Source organism: Klebsiella sp. KE9456, from assembly GCF_043832615.1.
Taxonomy (GTDB): domain Bacteria; phylum Pseudomonadota; class Gammaproteobacteria; order Enterobacterales; family Enterobacteriaceae; genus Klebsiella; species Klebsiella indica.
Genome location: NZ_JBDYQK010000030.1, coordinates 1 through 19,107, shown reverse-complemented (window position 1 = coordinate 19,107; position 19,107 = coordinate 1). Strand labels below are relative to the sequence as shown.

At 53.5% G+C, this 19,107-nt stretch carries 20 protein-coding genes and 1 tRNA gene; 14 read left to right on the top strand and 7 right to left on the bottom strand.

Features of this window, described 5'->3' with window-relative positions; genetic code table 11:
• Positions 1 to 189 precede the first annotated feature (189 nt).
• Complete coding sequence (locus ABK821_RS22500) at positions 190 to 639, top strand: L-alanine exporter AlaE (RefSeq protein WP_138359734.1); 450 nt, start codon at positions 190 to 192, stop codon at positions 637 to 639.
• 168 nt (positions 640 to 807) lie between these two features.
• On the opposite strand, the gene ABK821_RS22495 is transcribed toward ABK821_RS22500, so the two are convergent.
• Positions 808 to 1,158 (bottom strand): DUF2002 family protein, encoded by a 351-nt coding sequence (locus ABK821_RS22495; RefSeq protein WP_138359735.1) that lies wholly within the window; start codon positions 1,156 to 1,158, stop codon positions 808 to 810.
• A 220-nt stretch (positions 1,159 to 1,378) separates the two neighbouring features.
• Between ABK821_RS22495 and ABK821_RS22490 the strand changes: the two genes are divergently transcribed.
• The 13 genes from ABK821_RS22490 (at position 1,379) to emrB (ending at position 14,477) form a co-directional block, all read left to right on the top strand.
• Complete coding sequence (locus ABK821_RS22490; RefSeq protein WP_343178718.1) at positions 1,379 to 1,726, top strand: DUF883 family protein; 348 nt, start codon at positions 1,379 to 1,381, stop codon at positions 1,724 to 1,726.
• 573 nt (positions 1,727 to 2,299) lie between these two features.
• Positions 2,300 to 2,545, top strand: coding sequence for a glutaredoxin-like protein NrdH (nrdH, locus tag ABK821_RS22485; RefSeq protein ID WP_138359737.1), 246 nt, complete (start codon positions 2,300 to 2,302; stop codon positions 2,543 to 2,545).
• Positions 2,542 to 2,952 (top strand): class Ib ribonucleoside-diphosphate reductase assembly flavoprotein NrdI, encoded by a 411-nt coding sequence (gene nrdI / locus ABK821_RS22480; RefSeq protein WP_308564129.1) that lies wholly within the window; start codon positions 2,542 to 2,544, stop codon positions 2,950 to 2,952. The genes nrdH and nrdI overlap by 4 nt, the downstream gene beginning before the upstream one ends.
• Positions 2,925 to 5,069, top strand: coding sequence for a class 1b ribonucleoside-diphosphate reductase subunit alpha (gene nrdE, locus ABK821_RS22475; protein WP_343178719.1), 2,145 nt, complete (start codon positions 2,925 to 2,927; stop codon positions 5,067 to 5,069). Before nrdI ends, nrdE begins: the two co-directional genes overlap by 28 nt.
• A 10-nt stretch (positions 5,070 to 5,079) precedes the next feature.
• Positions 5,080 to 6,042 carry a class 1b ribonucleoside-diphosphate reductase subunit beta gene (gene nrdF / locus ABK821_RS22470; RefSeq protein ID WP_343178720.1) on the top strand — a complete coding sequence of 321 codons (963 nt, stop codon included), beginning with the start codon at positions 5,080 to 5,082 and terminating at the stop codon, positions 6,040 to 6,042.
• A 344-nt stretch (positions 6,043 to 6,386) separates the two neighbouring features.
• Complete coding sequence (proV, locus tag ABK821_RS22465; RefSeq protein ID WP_138359741.1) at positions 6,387 to 7,592, top strand: glycine betaine/L-proline ABC transporter ATP-binding protein ProV; 1,206 nt, start codon at positions 6,387 to 6,389, stop codon at positions 7,590 to 7,592.
• The gene (gene proW, locus ABK821_RS22460; RefSeq protein WP_138359742.1) at positions 7,585 to 8,649 is read left to right on the top strand and encodes a glycine betaine/L-proline ABC transporter permease ProW; all 1,065 of its coding nucleotides are present in this window, start codon (positions 7,585 to 7,587) and stop codon (positions 8,647 to 8,649) included. Before proV ends, proW begins: the two co-directional genes overlap by 8 nt.
• 69 nt (positions 8,650 to 8,718) lie before the next feature.
• On the top strand, positions 8,719 to 9,714 hold the full coding sequence (gene proX / locus ABK821_RS22455) for a glycine betaine/L-proline ABC transporter substrate-binding protein ProX (protein WP_138359743.1): 996 nt from the start codon (positions 8,719 to 8,721) through the stop codon (positions 9,712 to 9,714).
• Positions 9,715 to 9,931: 217 nt separating this feature from the next.
• Positions 9,932 to 10,678, top strand: coding sequence for an AzlC family ABC transporter permease (locus ABK821_RS22450; protein ID WP_138359744.1), 747 nt, complete (start codon positions 9,932 to 9,934; stop codon positions 10,676 to 10,678).
• On the top strand, positions 10,668 to 11,003 hold the full coding sequence (ygaH, locus tag ABK821_RS22445; protein ID WP_138359745.1) for an L-valine transporter subunit YgaH: 336 nt from the start codon (positions 10,668 to 10,670) through the stop codon (positions 11,001 to 11,003). The genes ABK821_RS22450 and ygaH overlap by 11 nt, the downstream gene beginning before the upstream one ends.
• Before the next feature lie 84 nt (positions 11,004 to 11,087).
• Positions 11,088 to 11,618, top strand: coding sequence for a transcriptional repressor MprA (gene mprA / locus ABK821_RS22440; RefSeq protein ID WP_138359746.1), 531 nt, complete (start codon positions 11,088 to 11,090; stop codon positions 11,616 to 11,618).
• A gap of 132 nt (positions 11,619 to 11,750) precedes the next feature.
• Entirely contained in the window at positions 11,751 to 12,923 is a 1,173-nt protein-coding gene (emrA, locus tag ABK821_RS22435) for a multidrug efflux MFS transporter periplasmic adaptor subunit EmrA (protein ID WP_138359747.1), read from the top strand.
• Between the two features lie 15 nt (positions 12,924 to 12,938).
• The gene (gene emrB / locus ABK821_RS22430) at positions 12,939 to 14,477 is read left to right on the top strand and encodes a multidrug efflux MFS transporter permease subunit EmrB (protein WP_138359748.1); all 1,539 of its coding nucleotides are present in this window, start codon (positions 12,939 to 12,941) and stop codon (positions 14,475 to 14,477) included.
• A 361-nt stretch (positions 14,478 to 14,838) separates the two neighbouring features.
• Here emrB and luxS read toward each other — a convergent pair whose 3' ends face one another.
• The 6 genes from luxS to ABK821_RS22400 all read right to left on the bottom strand — a co-directional run bounded on the left by luxS (position 14,839) and on the right by ABK821_RS22400 (position 19,080).
• On the bottom strand, positions 14,839 to 15,354 hold the full coding sequence (luxS, locus tag ABK821_RS22425) for an S-ribosylhomocysteine lyase (protein ID WP_138359749.1): 516 nt from the start codon (positions 15,352 to 15,354) through the stop codon (positions 14,839 to 14,841).
• A 162-nt stretch (positions 15,355 to 15,516) separates the two neighbouring features.
• Positions 15,517 to 17,073 carry a glutamate--cysteine ligase gene (gshA, locus tag ABK821_RS22420; RefSeq protein ID WP_138359750.1) on the bottom strand — a complete coding sequence of 519 codons (1,557 nt, stop codon included), beginning with the start codon at positions 17,071 to 17,073 and terminating at the stop codon, positions 15,517 to 15,519.
• 66 nt (positions 17,074 to 17,139) lie between these two features.
• Complete coding sequence (locus ABK821_RS22415; protein WP_138359751.1) at positions 17,140 to 17,568, bottom strand: YqaA family protein; 429 nt, start codon at positions 17,566 to 17,568, stop codon at positions 17,140 to 17,142.
• Positions 17,565 to 18,131, bottom strand: a complete 567-nt coding sequence (gene yqaB / locus ABK821_RS22410) for a fructose-1-phosphate/6-phosphogluconate phosphatase (RefSeq protein ID WP_138359752.1) — start codon at positions 18,129 to 18,131, stop codon at positions 17,565 to 17,567. Before yqaB ends, ABK821_RS22415 begins: the two co-directional genes overlap by 4 nt.
• 127 nt (positions 18,132 to 18,258) lie before the next feature.
• A complete protein-coding gene (locus ABK821_RS22405; protein ID WP_138359753.1) occupies positions 18,259 to 18,573 on the bottom strand; it encodes a BON domain-containing protein in 315 nt (104 codons plus the stop codon).
• A gap of 430 nt (positions 18,574 to 19,003) precedes the next feature.
• Positions 19,004 to 19,080 (bottom strand) — tRNA-Arg (locus ABK821_RS22400).
• Positions 19,081 to 19,107: the final 27 nt, after the last annotated feature.

Genomic DNA, 19,107 nt, shown 5'->3' with positions numbered 1-19,107 from the left:
CGTAACGCAAAAAAAAACAGCCTCACGCAGAGTATTTTATCGACAAAAAGCCATTAAATAAAAATTTATAGCTAGTTGTAAGTTTTAAAGTAGCAATATAATCTACACACACCAATAAATGCAATGCAAAACAACTGTAAATAAGCAAATCTTCTGCCATAACTGGCTTTATTTCCGAGGAGCATACCGATGTTCTCTGCTCAGTCCCGCTTGCGGCATGCGGTAGCAGACACCTTTGCGATGGTGGTTTACTGCACCGTCGTGAACATGATAATCGAAATCTTTCTCTGCGAAATGTCTTTTCAGCAGTCGTTATCCTCAAGACTGGTGGCGATCCCGGTGAACATTATTATTGCCGTTCCTTACGGTTTTTACCGCGATTTCGCCATGCGCCAGGCGCGCCGCATCAGCTCGTCAGGGTGGATGAAGAATATTGCGGATGTGGTTGCCTATGTAACCTTTCAGTCACCGGTATATGTTGGAATTCTGCTGGTTGTCGGCGCTGACTGGCATCAGATAGCCGCCGCGGTCAGTTCAAATATCGTGATATCCATGATGATGGGCGCCGCATACGGCTATTTCCTCGACTATTGTCGTCGCCTGTTTCGCGTTAGTTCCTACCAGCATGCCAAAGCCTGAACCGCTTCAGTAAAGGCGGTAAATCGGTGGTTCCGGCGAAAGGGGGCCTTTCGCCCGCCCCCGTGCCCACGGCTATTGCACTGAAAACCTGCCGCAGTGCGCTTCGCTTCACGCCCGCTTCATCTGGCATTCACCAAAACTAACCCTAAATCGCGCCAGCTCTTTTCATCAGCTAAATTGCGCTTCGCCAAATAAACCACTTAAAAAACGCTCAAGCGCCATCCGTGAGCTGAACCCGTGTGGAATACCATAATGCTGCTGCGCATCACCCGCTAAATAAAGCGGAAACTGCTGGTAATGCTCGCAGGTTTTTATATCTGACGCGGGCTCCGCCAGCGTCGTGCTGCGCTCTTTTAAAGCCGGATGAATAATTAACGCGGTACGCCCCATACGTGCTTCACGGTTCACATAGACATAATTATCACCACGACGATAGCCATAGGTCTTTTGCGTCACAACATCCATGGTGAAACCGGCTTTTTCAAGAACGCGCGCCACCTCATCTGGTCTTAAATACATACTCATTCCTCATTATCTTTTACCGCATCTTAACCTTACCTTATTTATTAAAGACAACGCTTTCGGAATATTCCATAAACGGCGTCTGACAGCAGAAATCAACATTCTGGACTACACTGAACATTTCTATCCTGAATAATTCAGCGTGCGGAGGAAAGATAACGCAATTTTCATCCCCCCTGAAGCATGACGGGTATCAACGGAATTAAGGGAGAAACCAATGGCTAACCGGGCAAACCGCAACACCGCAGAAGACAGCGCAAAAGAGATCCACCATGATGTCAGCCAGCTTGCGGATACGCTGGAAGAGGTACTCAAATCATGGGGCAGCGATGCCAAAGAGGAAGGGGAAGCCGCACGCAAAAAAGCGCAGGCGTTGCTAAAAGAGACCCGCGCCCGGCTTCACGGCAATAACCGCGTCCAGCAGGCGGCACGTGATGCCATGGGCTGCGCTCGCGATGCGGTAGGGTGCGCAGACAGCTACGTACACGACAAACCGTGGCAAAGCGTCGGCGTCGCTGCCGCCGTTGGGGTATTTATTGGCGTACTGCTGAATTTGCGTCGATGATAAAACAATCGGTCCGGTGCAAATAACCAATACGCTTCCTCCTCTGCATAGCTGATATGCCGGGGAGGACTGATAACAAGCCTGTATGAAAGAGTATGCCGGCATTGCCGCCTGCAGGCGGCTAACGCCTTCCCGTATAAAGATGCTATGCGCTTAACGTCGGCCAGTCGCCGCTTCTCCTGCCATTTCTGCCGCGGTTAAAGGGGTAAAACTTATCCCCTTCCCTTTCATGCTGTTATTCACTTGCCCTTCGCTCAACGCCAGCACGGCCTGTTCAGCAGATTAGTTATCGCAGCCGGATCATGTCAGCACCCGCCGGATTAGCATTCTGACTTTTGCCGTTACGCCGATCCACCCCGTTAACCACCTGACCATCAGCATGCGCCAGTCATTTTAAGACAAAGAACCCGCCCTCCAGCGTCGTTTTTCGTGGCGGTCAATTTTTACAAAAACCATATATATTGAGTTGTTGAACTTTTAAATAACTACATCTAGTATTTCCTTTAACGACAACCCATAGCACGCGACATGATTTTCTGCGTCGAGTTGCTATTTTAAATGGAAATACGAATCATGCGCATTACTATTTACACTAAAAATGACTGCGTCCAATGTCATGCCACGAAACGGGCTATGGAAACCCGCGGGTTTGCATTCGAGATGATCAATATCGACCAGCATCCTGAAGCCGTCGACATGCTGCGCGAGCAAGGTTTCCGCCAGCTACCGGTAGTGATTGCCGGAGAGACCCGCTGGTCTGGCTTCCGCCCGGATATGATTAACCGCCTTCGCCCGACAGCCACTGCGGTCAGCGCATGAGCCTGATCGTCTACTTTTCCAGCAGTTCCGAAAATACGCACCGGTTCGTCCAGCGTCTGGGGCTGCCCGCAGTGCGTATTCCGCTTAACGAGCGGGAACGCATTCAGGTAGACGCTCCCTACATTCTTATCGTCCCCAGCTATGGCGGCGGCGGCACGGCAGGCGCGGTTCCGCGACAGGCGATCCGTTTCCTCAACGATCCGCACAACCGCCAGCTCATTCGCGGCGTCATTGCTGCGGGCAACCGTAACTTCGGCGAAGCCTATGGCCGCGCTGGGGACGTCATCGCGCAGAAATGCGGCGTACCGTATCTCTATCGCTTTGAGCTAATGGGCACCCCACAAGATGTCGACAACGTGCGTAAAGGAGTAAACGAATTTTGGCAACGACAACCGCAGAACGTGTAACCACCGGGGCGCCTGACTTCCACGCCCTCAACGCGATGCTGAATTTGTACGACAGCGACGGGCGTATTCCGTTTGAGAAAGACCATCAGGCGGTGGCGGCGTTTATGACCAACCATGTTGCGCCGAATAGCGCGCCTTTCGCCAGCCAGGACGATAAGCTGACATGGCTGGTCGCCGAGGGTTATTACGATGCGAAAGTGCTGGCCCGCTACGATCGCCAGTTTGTGCTTGAGCTGTTCGCTCATGCCCGGCGCTACGATTTTCAGTTCCGGACGTTTCTCGGCGCCTGGAAGTTCTATACCAGCTATGCGCTGAAAACGTTCGACGGCAAACGCTACCTGGAAGATTTTGCCGAGCGCACCTGCATGGTTGCCCTGTGTCTGGCTCAGGGCAACGAGACGCTGGCCCATCAGTTGACCGATGAGATCCTCTCCGGACGCTTCCAACCGGCCACGCCGACCTTCCTTAACGCCGGTAAGCAGCAGCGCGGCGAGCTGGTCTCCTGCTTCCTGTTGCGGATTGAAGACAACATGGAGTCCATTGGCCGGGCGGTAAACTCGGCGCTGCAGCTGTCAAAACGCGGCGGCGGCGTAGCGTTTCTGCTCTCCAACCTGCGTGAAGCCGGGGCGCCGATCAAACGCATTGAGAATCAATCCTCCGGCGTGGTGCCGGTCATGAAAATGCTGGAAGACGCCTTCTCCTACGCCAACCAGCTTGGCGCACGCCAGGGGGCCGGGGCGGTCTATCTGCATGCCCATCATCCGGATATCCTGCGCTTCCTTGATACCAAACGTGAGAATGCCGATGAGAAAATCCGCATTAAAACACTCTCGCTCGGGGTCGTCATTCCTGACATTACCTTCGAGCTAGCGAAAGAAGATGCGCAGATGGCGCTGTTCTCGCCCTACGACGTGGCGCGTCTGTACGGTAAACCGTTTGGCGATATCGCGGTGAGCGAAATGTATGCGGAACTGGTAGCCGACGAGCGGGTAAGCAAGCGCTGGATCCGCGCCCGTGACCTGTTCCAGCGGCTGGCGGAAATTCAGTTTGAATCCGGCTATCCGTACATTATGTTTGAAGACACGGTGAATCGCGCAAACCCGATTGCCGGACGCATCAATATGAGCAATCTCTGCTCGGAGATTTTGCAGGTTAATACTCCGTCTACGTTTGACGAAAACCTTGATTACGCCGGCATCGGCCAGGATATCTCCTGCAACCTCGGATCGCTGAATATCGCCCACACCATGGACTCCCCGAACTTCGCCCGCACGGTTGAAACGGCGGTGCGTGGACTGACGGCGGTTTCCGATATGAGCCATATTCGTTCAGTGCCCTCGGTGGCGGCGGGCAATGCCGCCTCACATGCGATTGGCCTTGGGCAGATGAATCTGCACGGCTATCTGGCGCGAGAAGGCATCGCCTACGGCAGCGAAGAGGGGCTGGATTTTACCAACTTCTATTTCTATACCGTTACCTGGCACGCGCTGCGCACCTCGATGCTGATGGCGCGTGAACGAGGGAGCCGTTTTGCCGGTTTTGAGCAGTCGCGGTACGCCAGCGGCGACTATTTCCAGCAATACCTGGAGGGCGACTGGCAGCCAAAAACGGCAAAAGTCCGCGAACTGTTCGCCCGATCTGGTATTACCCTGCCCGATCGCGAGATGTGGCGACAGCTTCGCGATGACGTGATGCACTATGGCATCTATAACCGCAATCTGCAGGCCGTGCCGCCGACGGGATCTATTTCGTACATTAATCACGCAACCTCCAGCATCCACCCGATCGTGTCGAAAATAGAGATCCGCAAAGAGGGGAAAACCGGCCGCGTGTACTATCCCGCGCCGTTTATGACCAACGACAACCTGGCGCTGTATCAGGATGCCTGGGAAATCGGCCCGCAGAAGATTATCGACACCTACGCCGAGGCAACGCGCCACGTCGACCAGGGGCTGTCGTTGACCCTGTTCTTCCCCGATACCGCCACCACACGCGATATCAACAAAGCGCAAATCTACGCGTGGAAGAAGGGCATTAAAACGCTGTATTACATCCGTCTGCGCCAGCTGGCGCTGGAAGGTACCGAAATCGAAGGCTGCGTGTCCTGCGCGCTGTAAGGAGAACCGGATGACCCATCTATCGCGCATCAGCGCCATCAACTGGAACAAGATTGAGGATGACAAGGACCTGGAAGTCTGGAACCGGCTGACCAGCAACTTCTGGTTACCGGAGAAGGTGCCGCTGTCCAACGACATCCCCGCCTGGCAGTCGCTTACGCCGACAGAGCAGCAGTTGACGATCCGCGTCTTTACCGGGCTGACGCTGCTGGATACCATTCAAAATAGCGTCGGCGCCCCGGCGCTGATGGCCGATGCCCTCACTCCGCATGAAGAGGCGGTGCTGTCGAACGTCAGTTTTATGGAAGCGGTACACGCCCGCTCCTACAGCTCTATTTTCTCCACCCTATGCCAGAGCAAAGACATCGACGCCGCCTATGCCTGGAGCGAGCAAAACGCGCCGTTGCAGCGCAAAGCGCAGCTGATGCTGGCGTTCTATCAGGCCGATGAGCCGCTGAAGAAAAAAATCGCCAGCGTGTTTCTCGAATCCTTTCTCTTCTATTCTGGTTTCTGGCTGCCGATGTACTTCTCCAGCCGGGGAAAAATGACCAATACCGCCGATCTGATTCGCCTGATCATCCGCGACGAAGCGGTACACGGTTATTATATTGGCTACAAGTATCAGAAAGGACTGGAGATTGTCAGCGCTGAAAAGCGTGATGAGCTGAAAAACTTCGCCCTCGACCTGCTGATGGATCTGTATGACAACGAGCTGGCCTACACCCGCGAGCTCTATGCCGACAGCGGCTGGATTGAAGAGGTAAACGCCTTCCTGTGCTACAACGCCAACAAAGCGCTGATGAACCTTGGCTACGAAGCGCTGTTCCCGGCGGAAATGGCCGCCGTCAATCCGTCGATCCTGGCGGCATTGTCGCCGAACGCCGATGAAAATCATGACTTCTTCTCCGGTTCCGGCTCTTCATACGTAATGGGAAAAGCGGAAGAAACCGTCGACGACGACTGGGATTTTTAACCTCGCAATCACCAGGAATATATCGACATATCTCCTGGTGAATTATTTCATATTATACATTTCCGCTCCCTTCAATATCTTTCCGCCATCACCTTGTCATATTCAGCAAAATCCTGTTGATTTCCGGTCAAATTAACAAAATATAACTAAAAAATATCAGCCATTTGCAATTTGCGCTCAGCCCTTATATCACGGGCGATGTAGCGGATTTCACCTTCCGGCGCATCCCGCGTAAATCAGCATAAAGGGTTGTCACAGATTCTCAGTATGTTAGGGTGTAAAAAATCAACTTTCTTCATCAGGTACAATATCGATATAAATAATAACAGGAAAATCTCTATTGCATGGCAATTAAATTAGAAATCAAGAATCTCTATAAGATATTTGGCGAGCACCCACAGCGGGCCTTCAAATATATCGAAAAAGGACTATCGAAAGAACAAATACTGGAAAAAACGGGGCTTTCGCTTGGCGTCAAAGATGCCAGTCTGACCATTGAAGAAGGCGAGATATTCGTCATCATGGGGCTCTCCGGCTCGGGGAAATCCACCATGGTTCGCCTTCTCAATCGCCTGATTGAACCTACCCGCGGCCAGGTGCTTATTGATGGCGTTGACATCGCCAGGATCTCAGATGCCGAGCTTCGCGAGGTGCGCAGAAAGAAAATCGCAATGGTTTTTCAATCATTTGCCCTTATGCCGCATATGACGGTCCTCGACAATGCCGCCTTTGGCATGGAGCTGGCCGGCGTAGCCGCTCAGGAACGCAAAGAGAAAGCGCTGGAAGCGCTGCGTCAGGTCGGACTGGAAAATTATGCTCACGCCTGGCCGGACGAACTCTCCGGCGGGATGCGCCAGCGCGTTGGCCTGGCCCGTGCGTTGGCGATTAATCCCGATATCCTGTTAATGGATGAGGCTTTCTCCGCGCTCGATCCATTAATTCGTACCGAAATGCAGGATGAGTTAATAAAATTACAGGCCAGACATCAGCGCACCGTGGTATTTATTTCCCACGATCTTGATGAAGCGATGCGAATTGGCGATCGCATTGCCATTATGCAAAATGGCGAAGTGGTTCAGGTCGGTACCCCGGATGAAATATTGAATAACCCGGCTAATGATTATGTGCGGACATTCTTCCGCGGCGTCGATATTAGCCATGTGTTTAGCGCCAAAGATATCGCGCGTCGTAGCCCGGTTGGTTTGATTCGTAAAACACCAGGCTTTGGCCCGCGTTCGGCGTTGAAATTATTGCAGGATGAAGACCGCGAATATGGCTATGTCATTGAACGCGGTAATAAGTTTGTTGGCATTGTCTCCATTGATTCACTGAAATCCGCGCTGGGCGAAGGTCAGGGAATCGATGCGGCGTTAATTGACTCCCCGCTCGCGGTGGATGCGCAAACGCCGCTCAGCGAACTGCTCTCTCACGTCGGCCATGCACCGTGCGCGGTGCCGGTTGTCGATGAAGGGCATCAGTACATCGGCATCATTTCAAAACGTATGCTGCTGCAGGCTTTAGATCGCGAGGGGGTAAACAACAATGACTGATCAATCTAACCCGTGGGACACCGCGGCAGCCGCGGATAGCGCGTCGCAATCCGCGGATGCCTGGGGTGCGACGTCCACGCCAGCGCCGTCCGGCGGCGGTGCCGACTGGCTGAACAGCGCGCCTGCGCCGCAGCCTGAACACTTCAATATTATGGATCCGTTCCATAAAACGCTTATCCCGCTGGATAGCTGGGTCACGCAGGGCATCGACTGGGTTGTCATGCACTTCCGCCCGCTGTTTCAGGGGATCCGCGTGCCGGTGGATTACATCCTGAGCGCTTTCCAGCAGCTCTTATTGGGCATGCCGGCGCCGGTGGCGATTGTTATTTTCTCGCTGATTGCCTGGCAGATTTCCAGCGTCGGCATGGGGGCTGCGACGCTGATTTCGCTTGTTGCTATCGGCGCCATAGGCGCCTGGTCGCAGGCGATGGTCACGCTGGCGCTGGTGCTGACCGCGCTGCTGTTTTGCATGCTGATCGGCCTGCCGCTAGGGATATGGCTGGCACGCAGTCCGCGGGCGGCGAAAATTATTCGCCCGCTGCTTGATGCGATGCAAACCACCCCGGCGTTTGTCTATCTGGTGCCGATCGTGATGCTGTTCGGCATCGGCAACGTTCCGGGCGTGGTGGTGACGATTATCTTCGCCCTGCCGCCGATTGTTCGTCTGACCATTCTGGGGATTAACCAGGTGCCGGCGGATCTGATCGAAGCCTCGCGCTCCTTTGGCGCCAGCCCGAGACAACTGTTGTTCAAAGTCCAGCTGCCGCTGGCGATGCCGACGATTATGGCCGGAGTCAACCAGACGCTGATGCTGGCCCTGTCGATGGTGGTTATCGCCTCGATGATTGCCGTTGGCGGTCTCGGCCAGATGGTACTGCGCGGTATTGGCCGTCTCGATATGGGGCTGGCTACCGTCGGCGGCGTCGGGATTGTTATCCTCGCCATTATTCTTGACCGTTTGACTCAGGCCGTAGGACGCGACTCGCGTAGCCGCGGTAACCGTCGCTGGTACACCACCGGCCCTCTGGGGCTTATCACTCGCCCTTTCTGTAAATAAAAGCACATGCCCCGGCCGCCACCCGACCGGGGACATGAACTTCTCCTCTGCTGAATAAAAGGAACAACGATGCGACATACAGCGATTCTTGCCACAGCGTTTACCGCCCTTATTTCCACCTCCGCCTTCGCGGCGGATCTGCCTGGCAAAGGCATTACCGTTAAACCGATTCAGAGCACCATTTCGGAAGAGACTTTCCAGACTCTGATCGTCAGCCGCGCGCTGGAAAAACTGGGTTACACCGTCGATAAGCCAAGCGAAGTGGATTACAACGTCGGCTATACCTCGATCGCCTCCGGCGACGCCACCTTTACCGCCGTCAACTGGCAGCCGCTGCACGATGATATGTACGCCGCCGCCGGTGGCGACAAAAAATTCTACCGCGAAGGCGTTTTCGTCAGCGGCGCCGCGCAGGGATATCTGATCGATAAGAAGACGGCCGATAAATACCACATTAAATCTATCGACCAGCTAAAAGATCCGAAAATCGCCAAACTGTTTGATACCAACGGCGACGGCAAAGCCGATCTGACCGGCTGTACGCCGGGCTGGGGATGCGAAGCGGTGATTAACCATCAGATTGAGGCTTACGGTCTGAGCAAAACCGTTACCCATAATCAAGGCAACTACGCGGCCATGATGGCTGACACCATCGCGCGTTACAAAGAGGGTAAGCCGATTCTCTACTATACCTGGACACCTTACTGGGTCAGCGATGTGCTGAAACCGGGTAAAGATGTCGTCTGGCTGCAGGTGCCGTTCTCTTCTCTGCCTGGCGTGCAGAAAAATATCGACACGAAGCTGTCTAATGGCGCCAATTACGGCTTCCCGGTCAGCACCATGCATATCGTCGCTAACAAAGCCTGGGCCGAGAAAAACCCTGCGGCGGCAAAACTGTTTAGCATCATGAAACTGCCTATTGCCGATATCAACGCAGAGAATGCAATGATGCACGAAGGTCATGGTTCAGAAGCCGATATTCAGGGCCACGTTGACGGTTGGATCAAAGCCCATCAGCAGCAGTTTGACGGCTGGATAAAAGAAGCCCTGGCTGCGCAGAAGTAATCCCTGCTTTTATCGCATATCCCGGAGAAGGCTCCCGCCTTTTCCGGGTGAGCAATACGGTGAAAATCAAATTCCGCTTTCATCTGCTTTCTTTCCCCTCCGATGGGTATCAACCCACAACGTCTCAAATGCTGTAAAGCCTCGCCGCTCTCTGTTAAGGTAAATGCCACCCGTTCAATCATGTTATTTTCACGTCAGTTATTAATAAGTCATCCCTATGGAAAACTCCGACGCATTGACGCATACGTCTCCTGTGAACGAAGCCACGCTGGCGGAAGGTATCAAAGACAGCCTGCCGATTGTTATCAGCTATATTCCGGTGGCCTTCGCCTTTGGTCTGAACGCCACCAAGCTCGGTTTCACCCCGCTGGAAAGCCTGCTTTTTTCCTGCATTATTTACGCAGGCGCCAGCCAGTTCGTGATCACCGCGATGCTGTCTGCCGGGAGCTCACTGTGGGTCGCGGCGCTCACCGTGATGGCGATGGACGTTCGCCACGTGCTTTATGGCCCTTCCCTGCGCAGCCGCATTCCGTGTGCGCTGAATAAGAAAAAAACCGCCCTCTGGGCCTTCGGCCTCACTGATGAAGTATTCGCCGCCGCCACAGCGAAACTGACGCGCGACAACCGCCGCTGGAGCGAAAACTGGATGATCGGCATCGCCTTTCTGTCCTGGGGTTCATGGGTCTTTGGCACACTAGCTGGCGCTTATTCAGGCAGCGGCCTGCTAAATGGCTTCCCGGCCATAGAGGCTGCGCTGAGCTTTATGCTGCCCGCGCTATTTATGAGTTTTTTACTGGCGTCGTTCCAGCGTAAGCAGTCGCTTAGCGTTAGCGCCGCGCTGACGGGAGCGCTGGGAGGGATGCTCCTGTTTTCCATTCCCGCCGCAATCCTTGCCGGGATTGTCTGCGGCTGCCTGACCGCTCTGGTGCAGGCCAGTATTCAGGGGATGCCCGATGAACAGTGATGTCCTTATTATCGGAGCCGTGGTCGGCTGCGTAAATTATCTGTTCCGCTATCTGCCATTGCGTCTGCGTGCCGGGAGCGCCCGCCTCTCACACCGCGGTCCGCTCGGCGTCCTGCTCGATACCATTGGTATCGCCTGCATTTGCGCGCTACTGGTTGTCTCCAGCGTACCGGAGATGCTCCACGACGCCCGTCGTTTGCTGCCTACCTTAGCGGGTTTCGCGGTGCTGGGTCTGGCCTTCTGGAAAACGCGCAGCATTATTATTCCGACGCTTTTGGGCGCGTTAACCTACGGCGTTATCTGGAAAATCGGCACAGGGTTATAAGTATCGGTTTTCATCAATAATTCATTTGCTTTATTTGTCACAATAGTTATTATATCGACTGTAATTAATGAGGTCATAATCAAAATGGACAGTTCGTTTACTCCCATTGAGCAAATGCTCAAGTTCCGCGCCAGCCGTCACGAAGACTTCCCTTTTCAGGAAATTCTGCTCACTCGTCTTTGCATGCATATGCAGGGTAAGCTGCTGGAAAATCGTAACAAGATGCTGAAGGCGCAAGGGATTAACGAAACATTGTTTATGGCGCTGATCACCCTTGAGTCTCAGGAGAACCACAGCATTCAGCCTTCTGAATTAAGCTGTGCGCTAGGCTCCTCGCGTACTAATGCCACGCGAATTGCCGATGAGCTGGAAAAACGCGGCTGGATCGAACGCCGCGAAAGCGATAATGACCGCCGTTGCCTGCATTTACAACTTACCGATAAAGGTCATCAGTTTCTGCGCGAAGTATTGCCGCCGCAGCATAACTGTCTGCATCAACTTTGGTCTTCTTTAAGCGCCAGCGAAAAAGATCAACTTGAGCACATCACCCGCAAACTATTGAGCCGCCTTGACCAAATGGAAGAAGATGGCGTGCTTGCGGAGTCTCTGCGCTAAGCGTGGAATCACTCGCTCAACCCTTTTTCTGGATTGACAAGGAAAGCGGACAGGCCAGCAGATCTTCTGCTGGCCTGTCTGATAAACCGTTCGGATCAGCCGATGTGAAATAATAAGATCGTGGAGAATAACATGAGCGTAAATGCGGAGAGTCAAACCCCGCCGCAACCGGGCAGCAAAAAAGGAAAGCGTAAAAACGCTCTTCTCTTACTGACCTTACTCTTTATTATTGCTGCCGTGGCATACGGGGTTTATTGGTTTTTGGTCCTGCGTCACTTCGAAGAAACGGATGACGCCTACGTGGCAGGAAATCAAGTACAAATTATGGCGCAGGTGTCCGGCAGCGTAACCAAAGTCTGGGCTGACAACACCGATTATGTACAAAAAGGCGATCCGTTAGTCACCCTCGATCCGACCGACGCCCGGCAGGCGTTTGAAAAGGCAAAAACCGAGCTGGCCGTCAGCGTGCGCCAGACGCGTGAGCAGATGATCAACAGCAAGCAGTTACAAGCCAATATCGAGGTCAAAAAAACCGCCCTTTCTCAGGCGCAAACCGATCTCAAGCGGCGCATTCCGCTGGGGGCCGCCAACCTGATTGGCCGTGAAGAACTGCAGCATGCTCGCGATACGGTTGCCAGCGCGCAGGCGGAACTGGACATGGCGATTCAGCAATACAATGCCAATCAGGCGATCGTGCTGGGAACGTCGCTGGAACAACAGCCTGCGGTGCTGCAAGCGGCTACCGAAGTTCGTAATGCGTGGCTGGCGCTGCAGCGAACAAAAATTGTCAGCCCAATTAGCGGCTATGTTTCCCGCCGTTCCGTACAACCTGGCGCGCAAATCACCACCGCCACCCCGTTGATGACCGTGGTTCCGGCCACGAATCTGTGGATTGACGCCAACTTTAAAGAGACGCAACTGGCGCATATGCGCATCGGCCAACCGGCAACCGTTATCAGCGATATTTACGGCGACGATGTAAAATACACCGGTAAAGTCGTTGGTCTCGATATGGGCACCGGTAGCGCTTTCTCGCTGTTGCCCGCGCAGAACGCCACCGGCAACTGGATAAAAGTGGTTCAGCGTCTGCCGGTACGTATCGAGCTGGATGAAAAACAGCTGGCGGAACACCCGCTGCGTATCGGTCTGTCGACGCTGGTTGAGGTGAATACCACCGATCGCAGCGGTCAGATGCTGGCAAACCAGGTACGTAATACCCCGGTTTATGAAAGTAATGCCCGCGAAATCGGCCTCGAGCCGGTGAATAAATTGATCGACAGTATCATCCAGGCGAACGCCGGGTAATTCGGGGTGAGCGTAATGCAACAGCAAAAACCGCTGGAAGGCGCGCAGCTGGTCATTATGACCATTGCGCTGTCGTTCGCGACCTTCATGCAGGTGCTGGACTCAACTATCGCCAACGTGGCTATCCCCACCATTGCCGGCAATCTGGGTTCATCATTAAGCCAGGGAACCTGGGTTATCACCTCATTTGGCGTCGCGAACGCTATCTCCATCCCGATTACCGGCTGGCTGGCAAAGCGCGTCGGCGAAGTGAAACTGTTTCTCTGGTCGACAGTGGCATTTGCTATCGCCTCCTGGGCCTGCGGTATGTCAAACAGCCTGACGATGCTGATTTTTTTCCGCGTGATTCAGGGGATCGTCGCCGGCCCGTTGATTCCGCTGTCGCAAAGTCTGCTGCTCAGTAACTATCCGCCCGCTAAACGTTCTATTGCGCTGGCGCTGTGGTCAATGACGGTGATCGTGGCACCGATTTGCGGCCCGATTCTCGGCGGCTATATCAGCGACAACTACCACTGGGGCTGGATCTTCTTTATCAACGTCCCGATTGGTATTGCCGTGGTGATTATGACGCTGCAAACCCTGCGTCACCGGGAAACACGCACCGAGCAACGGCGAATTGACGGCGTGGGTCTGGCGCTGCTGGTTATCGGTATCGGCAGCCTGCAGGTAATGCTTGACCGGGGTAAAGAGCTGGACTGGTTCTCCTCGAACGAGATAATCATCCTGACGGTTGTCGCCGTGGTGGCAATCTGTTTCCTTATCGTCTGGGAGTTGACCGACGATAACCCAATAGTCGACCTGTCATTATTTAAGTCGCGAAACTTTACCATCGGCTGTCTGTGTATCAGTCTCGCCTATATGCTCTACTTTGGCGCTATTGTGCTGTTACCGCAGCTATTGCAGGAAGTGTACGGCTATACCGCCACATGGGCTGGTCTGGCCTCGGCGCCGGTCGGCGTGATACCGGTGATTCTGTCGCCGATTATCGGCCGCTTTGCACATAAACTCGATATGCGCAGACTGGTCACTTTCAGCTTTATTATGTACGCGGTCTGTTTCTACTGGCGTGCCTGGACTTTCGAGCCTGGGATGGATTTCGGCGCCTCGGCGTGGCCGCAGTTTATTCAGGGCTTCGCGGTAGCTTGCTTCTTTATGCCGCTAACCACCATCACCCTTTCCGGTCTGCCGCCGGAACGGCTGGCGGCGGCATCCAGTCTGTCAAACTTCCTGCGCACGCTGGCGGGGTCAATCGGTACTTCGATTACCACCACCATGTGGACGAACCGCGAGGCGCTACATCATGCGCAGCTTACCGAATCGGTTACGCCGTATAACCCCAACGCCCAGCAAATTTACGGCCAGTTGCAGGACTTAGGAATGACGCAGCAGCAAGCGTCCAGCTGGATAGCACAGCAGATAACAAACCAGGGGTTGATCATCTCCGCCAACGAGATTTTCTGGCTCTCGGCAGGCATTTTTATCCTTCTTCTCGGGCTGGTGTGGTTCGCCAGACCGCCGTTTAGCGCCGGAGGAGGCGGTGGCGGCGCGCACTAAGAGTGCGATCAGCGTCTGCGGGTGAATATCAGCCCGTTCGGGAAGATTATGCTGTTTTATTAGTCGGCATGAGATTCTTTGCTACGGTCGTTCTGGCGGAAATCGTCTGTGTTTTATTTCCGCCAGATTTTGATCTGTCGCTTCTCCGTTCATCGTAATACGAGAAAATACTTCCTGTTCATGGCGTGTGAACGGCTCGCTCGCCTCCCCCCCCTCGGCATGGCGCTGAAATCTGCCGCGATGCCATGCGCTTCACTTTGGCATCAGTCAGCAGCGTTGAAAGCTGAAGGGCAACATTATCGGCATTACGGCGTAGGGAAATCGTGGCCCGACGACTCGCCGGGCCGTGGCGGGATTGCGACTAGATGTGCAACTCTTGCAGTTTTTCTTTCGGCAGCGCCAGCTCGTCATTGCTATTGATGCGAACATCACGCTCAATAATATGTCGAGCGATTTCCTGCGCCTCTTCCAGCGAATGCATCGTGTAGGTACCACACTGATAAACGTTCAGCTCAGGGATCTGGTTTTGATCTTTTACTTTCAGCACGTCGGCCATCGCCGCTTTCCAGGCATCGGCAACGCGCTGTTCATCCGGCGTACCAATCAGGCTCATATAGAACCCGGTGCGGCAGCCCATCGGAGAAATATCGATAATTTCCACCCCCTTGCCGTTCAGATGATCGCGCATAAAGCCGGCAAACAGGTGCTCAAGCGTGTGGATGCCTCTTTCCGGCATCACTTCCTGGTTTGGCACGCAAAATCGCAGATCGAAAACGGTGATTTCATCGCCATGAGGCGTGTTCATTTTCTTCGCGACGCGCACCGCGGGCGCTTCCATTCGGGTATGGTCGACGGTGAAACTATCTAACAACGGCATTATTGACCTCCGATAGTGATTTTTTTAAAAATAAAATGAACTCTTTTTAGGGCAGCGGGTCTGACCATGTGAAAGACGCGCATTTATTATCATCATCCCTGAGTCAGAGATGAAAATTTGGCCACAGAAATGTGGCCGTTTTCTTTTTTACGGCACGCAAAACTACGCATGTCTTGCCAGTAACGCGGCAAACGGCTCGCTATCCGCCACTTCGACTCTACGCTGGCGCTCCACTGATGCTTCACGCTCGGCCACAAAATCCTCTTCGCGTAAAATCTCCAGCGGTTCTTCACGCAGTATCGTCCGATATCGATCGGCCAGCATCCTGCCGATGCCGCCAATACCTTCTTCAAGCATAGACCGCAGAATGCGCGCAGAGAAGGTTAATTCCGGGTCGTCAAAACAAGCGATCAGCTCATCGCAAACCTGCTGATACGCCTGGCATCCGTGAATGCTATCCAGCGTTTGCGCTACACGGCGTAAATCACGGAACAGATCTTTCCCTACCTGAGCCAACGGGAACTGGGCAGTTTCGCAACCAATGCCCAGCGTTAGCCCAGGCTTACGACCTTCAAGAATCACACGATTCCAGTTTTTACGCGTACACAGCAGTTCATCGCTGCTCATTTCTGGCGCATCGGCCAGCACGCACCAGACCATAAACAGATCCAGGAAGCGCACCTGTTGCTCATCAACACCAATCGGTGAAAAAGGGTTAATATCCAGGGAGCGCACTTCGATATATTCGATACCGCCGCGCAGCAGCGCATCAGAAGGCGTTTCGCCGCTGCGAGCCACACGTTTCGGACGAATCGGCGCGTACAGTTCGTTTTCGATCTGCAATACATTGCTGTTGATCTGCAGACGCTTGCCGTCTTTCTCCAGACCAATTTTGGCATACTCTTCAGAAGGCGTTTTAATCGCCCGCTTCAGTCCTGCCACATACTCATTCAAATCGTTAAACGTAATACCAAGATTACTTTGCGACTTATTGGTATAACCCAGATCACTCAGGCGCAGAGAGGTCGCGTAAGGCAGGTAATACATCCCGTTACTGGCTTCCTCAAACGGCAGTGTCGTCGTTTTCCCTTGCAGGAACGAAGAGCAAATCGCCGGAGATGCGCCAAACAGGTACGGGATCACCCAACCAAAGCGGTAATAATTGCGAATTGCACGGAAATAGCCTGCTGAAATGGCCTCTTTTCCGCTTTCCACATCCTCAACTCCGCACTTAGCCTGCCAGAAAGCCATGGGCAGAGAGAAGTTATAGTGTACGCCGGAGATGGTTTGCATCAGCGCGCCATAGCGGTTTTTCAGCCCTTCGCGATAGAGCGTTTTCAGGCGACCGATATTTGAGGTGCCGTACTGGGCCAGCTCAATATCCTGGCCAGGCGCGATATAGCAAGGCATACTTAGCGGCCACATCCGCTCGTCACCAATATGGCGCGCGGTATAACGATGCACATCGCGCATAAAAGTGAGCATATGCCGGATATCACCATCAACAGGTGTAATAAATTCCAGCAAAGCCTCGGCAAAATCGGTGGTAATCCATTTATGCGTCAGCGCTGCCCCCAATGCTGCCGGATGACCGGTAGTGGCCAGCGTGCCATCAGCATTGACGCGCAACGTTTCGCGTTCAAGACCACGTTGAATACCTTTCAGAGCCTGCGGATTTTTTTCCAGCCAGGCCAGCGCCTGTGATACGTCCGGGATCAATTTGACCTCCCGCCTGTCGAAATCATTTGAATTAGCATAATTGTAATGGTCGAACAATCAGTCCAATTAGTGCCACCACGTCATGCCCTGAAGCGTTATCGCCGCGATGGCGATATAGCGTAATGCTTTGCCAAGGCACAAGAAAAAGAGCACTGGTCCCCAGGAAATGCGCATCCATCCCGCCAGTAAACACAGCAAATCGCCTATAACAGGCGCCCAACTTAATAATAGCGCGGCCGCGCCATAGCGTCTTAACCAGCCGGACGCCTTCTCCTGCCAGCGCGATGTTTTGCGCAGCGGAAATAAGCGCCCCAGAATAACGTTAGTTACCCCTCCAAGGCTATTACCGATTATTGCTGTTAAAATCAGTAACCACGGCTGGCTGGCCCCTGCCAGTAGCATAGCAATCAACACCACTTCCGAATTACCGGGAAGCAGCGTTGCGCTCAAAAAACTACTGGCAAACAGCGAAATCAGCGACAGCGCGTCGCTCACAATCGTCGCACGTCCACGGCATCCATTCCGGCGCGCTTCGCCGCCTGCAGACCAAAGTCCGCATCTTCAAAGACAACGCATTTTTCCGCCGGCACGCCCATGCGTTCAGCGCAAAGTAAGAAGGTATCGGGCGCGGGTTTATGGTTTACGACATGATCGGCGGCAACCACCGCAGAGAAGTAGTGGCGCAGCCCCAGATGAGCCAACAGCGCTTCCGCCACGGCGCTCTCGCTGCCAGTACCAACCGACATGGGACGACGACCGTGCCACGCCTTAACCACCTCAATCAGCGGCAAAGGGCGAACACTATCAAGAAGCATCGCCTTCACAGCGTTCGTTTTTTCCTGCGCCAGTTGGTGAGGATCTAAATCAGCCTGATTTAATTCGATAATGGCCTGAGCAATCCGCCAGGTTGGAGAACCATTAAGCGCGACCATAGCCTGCATATCGAAACGCATGCCGTAACGTCCCAGAACCTCGTTCCATGCCTTACGATGCGTCGGCTCAGTATCGAGGATCGTGCCATCCATATCAAAAATCAGTCCTGCATAACGTTCGTACATCGTGTTCTCACCCGCCGGTTAAGGAGAGGTTACTGTAACGCAAAAGGCCAGTTTTGTCGCTGCCAGCGACAAACGCAACAAAGGCGCTTTATCGCGCCTTTGTTGGTAATAATATCGTTTTGTGCGTTTATTTGATTCTTAAATCGTTCTCAACCACGCGAACACCCTGTACTTTTCGCGCCACGTCCACCGCCCGTCTGGCGATCTCGGCTGATGAGACAAAGCCGCTGAGCTGTACACGCCCTTTAAAGGTTTCGACACTAATTTCAGAAGACTTAATCTCCTTGTCATTGAACAACGCGGCTTTTACTTTAGTCGTGACCACCGTATCGTCAATGTACCCGCCGGTACTCTCCTTGGTAGGCGAACCCGCACAGCCTGCCAACGATACGGCTACCAGAAGCGTCGCGCAAAACGCAGATATGGCTTTGAACCATTTCATGGATTTCTCTCCTTGCATTTATATCACCCAAAATCAGGTTGTATACAAGGATAAACTATAGTGGAAAGAGGGAGTTGCCAATGAAAAAAGTGCTGAAAAAGATTGTGAATTATTACTCTGGAGAGGGATTAAAAAGACAACTGGAGGTTATTTTAGCAGGAAAACAGAGGAATTCTACAGGATGACTCGTTTTGCCACTCGCCCTTCGGGCCGTTGCTGAAGCAACGTTATCCTCCCTGGCGCTGGCGGCTATCTCGCAGACCATGAAATAACAACGCTGCTGTTATTCTGGAGAATAATGGTGCATCCGGGAGGATGACTCACGCGGTTCGCCCTTCGGGCCGTTGCTGAAGCAACGTTATCCTCCCTGGTGCTGGCGGTTATCTCGCAGACCATGAAGTAACAGCGCTGCTGTTATTCTGGAGAATAATGGTGCATCCGGGAGGATTCGAACCTCCGACCGCTCGGTTCGTAGCCGAGTACTCTATCCAGCTGAGCTACGGATGCATAAGAAACTTGTTTACTACATTTACT

Bases quoted from the DNA above. Each gene is read 5' to 3' on its own strand.
- ABK821_RS22500 (WP_138359734.1), top strand. From the start codon at position 190: ATGTTCTCTGCTCAGTCCCGCTTGCGGCATGCGGTAGCAGACACCTTT.
- ABK821_RS22495 (WP_138359735.1), bottom strand. From the start codon at position 1,158: ATGTATTTAAGACCAGATGAGGTGGCGCGCGTTCTTGAAAAAGCCGGT.
- ABK821_RS22490 (WP_343178718.1), top strand. From the start codon at position 1,379: ATGGCTAACCGGGCAAACCGCAACACCGCAGAAGACAGCGCAAAAGAG.
- nrdH (WP_138359737.1), top strand. From the start codon at position 2,300: ATGCGCATTACTATTTACACTAAAAATGACTGCGTCCAATGTCATGCC.
- nrdI (WP_308564129.1), top strand. From the start codon at position 2,542: ATGAGCCTGATCGTCTACTTTTCCAGCAGTTCCGAAAATACGCACCGG.
- nrdF (WP_343178720.1), top strand. From the start codon at position 5,080: ATGACCCATCTATCGCGCATCAGCGCCATCAACTGGAACAAGATTGAG.
- proV (WP_138359741.1), top strand. From the start codon at position 6,387: ATGGCAATTAAATTAGAAATCAAGAATCTCTATAAGATATTTGGCGAG.
- proW (WP_138359742.1), top strand. From the start codon at position 7,585: ATGACTGATCAATCTAACCCGTGGGACACCGCGGCAGCCGCGGATAGC.
- proX (WP_138359743.1), top strand. From the start codon at position 8,719: ATGCGACATACAGCGATTCTTGCCACAGCGTTTACCGCCCTTATTTCC.
- ABK821_RS22450 (WP_138359744.1), top strand. From the start codon at position 9,932: ATGGAAAACTCCGACGCATTGACGCATACGTCTCCTGTGAACGAAGCC.
- ygaH (WP_138359745.1), top strand. From the start codon at position 10,668: ATGAACAGTGATGTCCTTATTATCGGAGCCGTGGTCGGCTGCGTAAAT.
- mprA (WP_138359746.1), top strand. From the start codon at position 11,088: ATGGACAGTTCGTTTACTCCCATTGAGCAAATGCTCAAGTTCCGCGCC.
- emrA (WP_138359747.1), top strand. From the start codon at position 11,751: ATGAGCGTAAATGCGGAGAGTCAAACCCCGCCGCAACCGGGCAGCAAA.
- emrB (WP_138359748.1), top strand. From the start codon at position 12,939: ATGCAACAGCAAAAACCGCTGGAAGGCGCGCAGCTGGTCATTATGACC.
- luxS (WP_138359749.1), bottom strand. From the start codon at position 15,354: ATGCCGTTGTTAGATAGTTTCACCGTCGACCATACCCGAATGGAAGCG.
- yqaB (WP_138359752.1), bottom strand. From the start codon at position 18,131: ATGTACGAACGTTATGCAGGACTGATTTTTGATATGGATGGCACGATC.
- ABK821_RS22405 (WP_138359753.1), bottom strand. From the start codon at position 18,573: ATGAAATGGTTCAAAGCCATATCTGCGTTTTGCGCGACGCTTCTGGTA.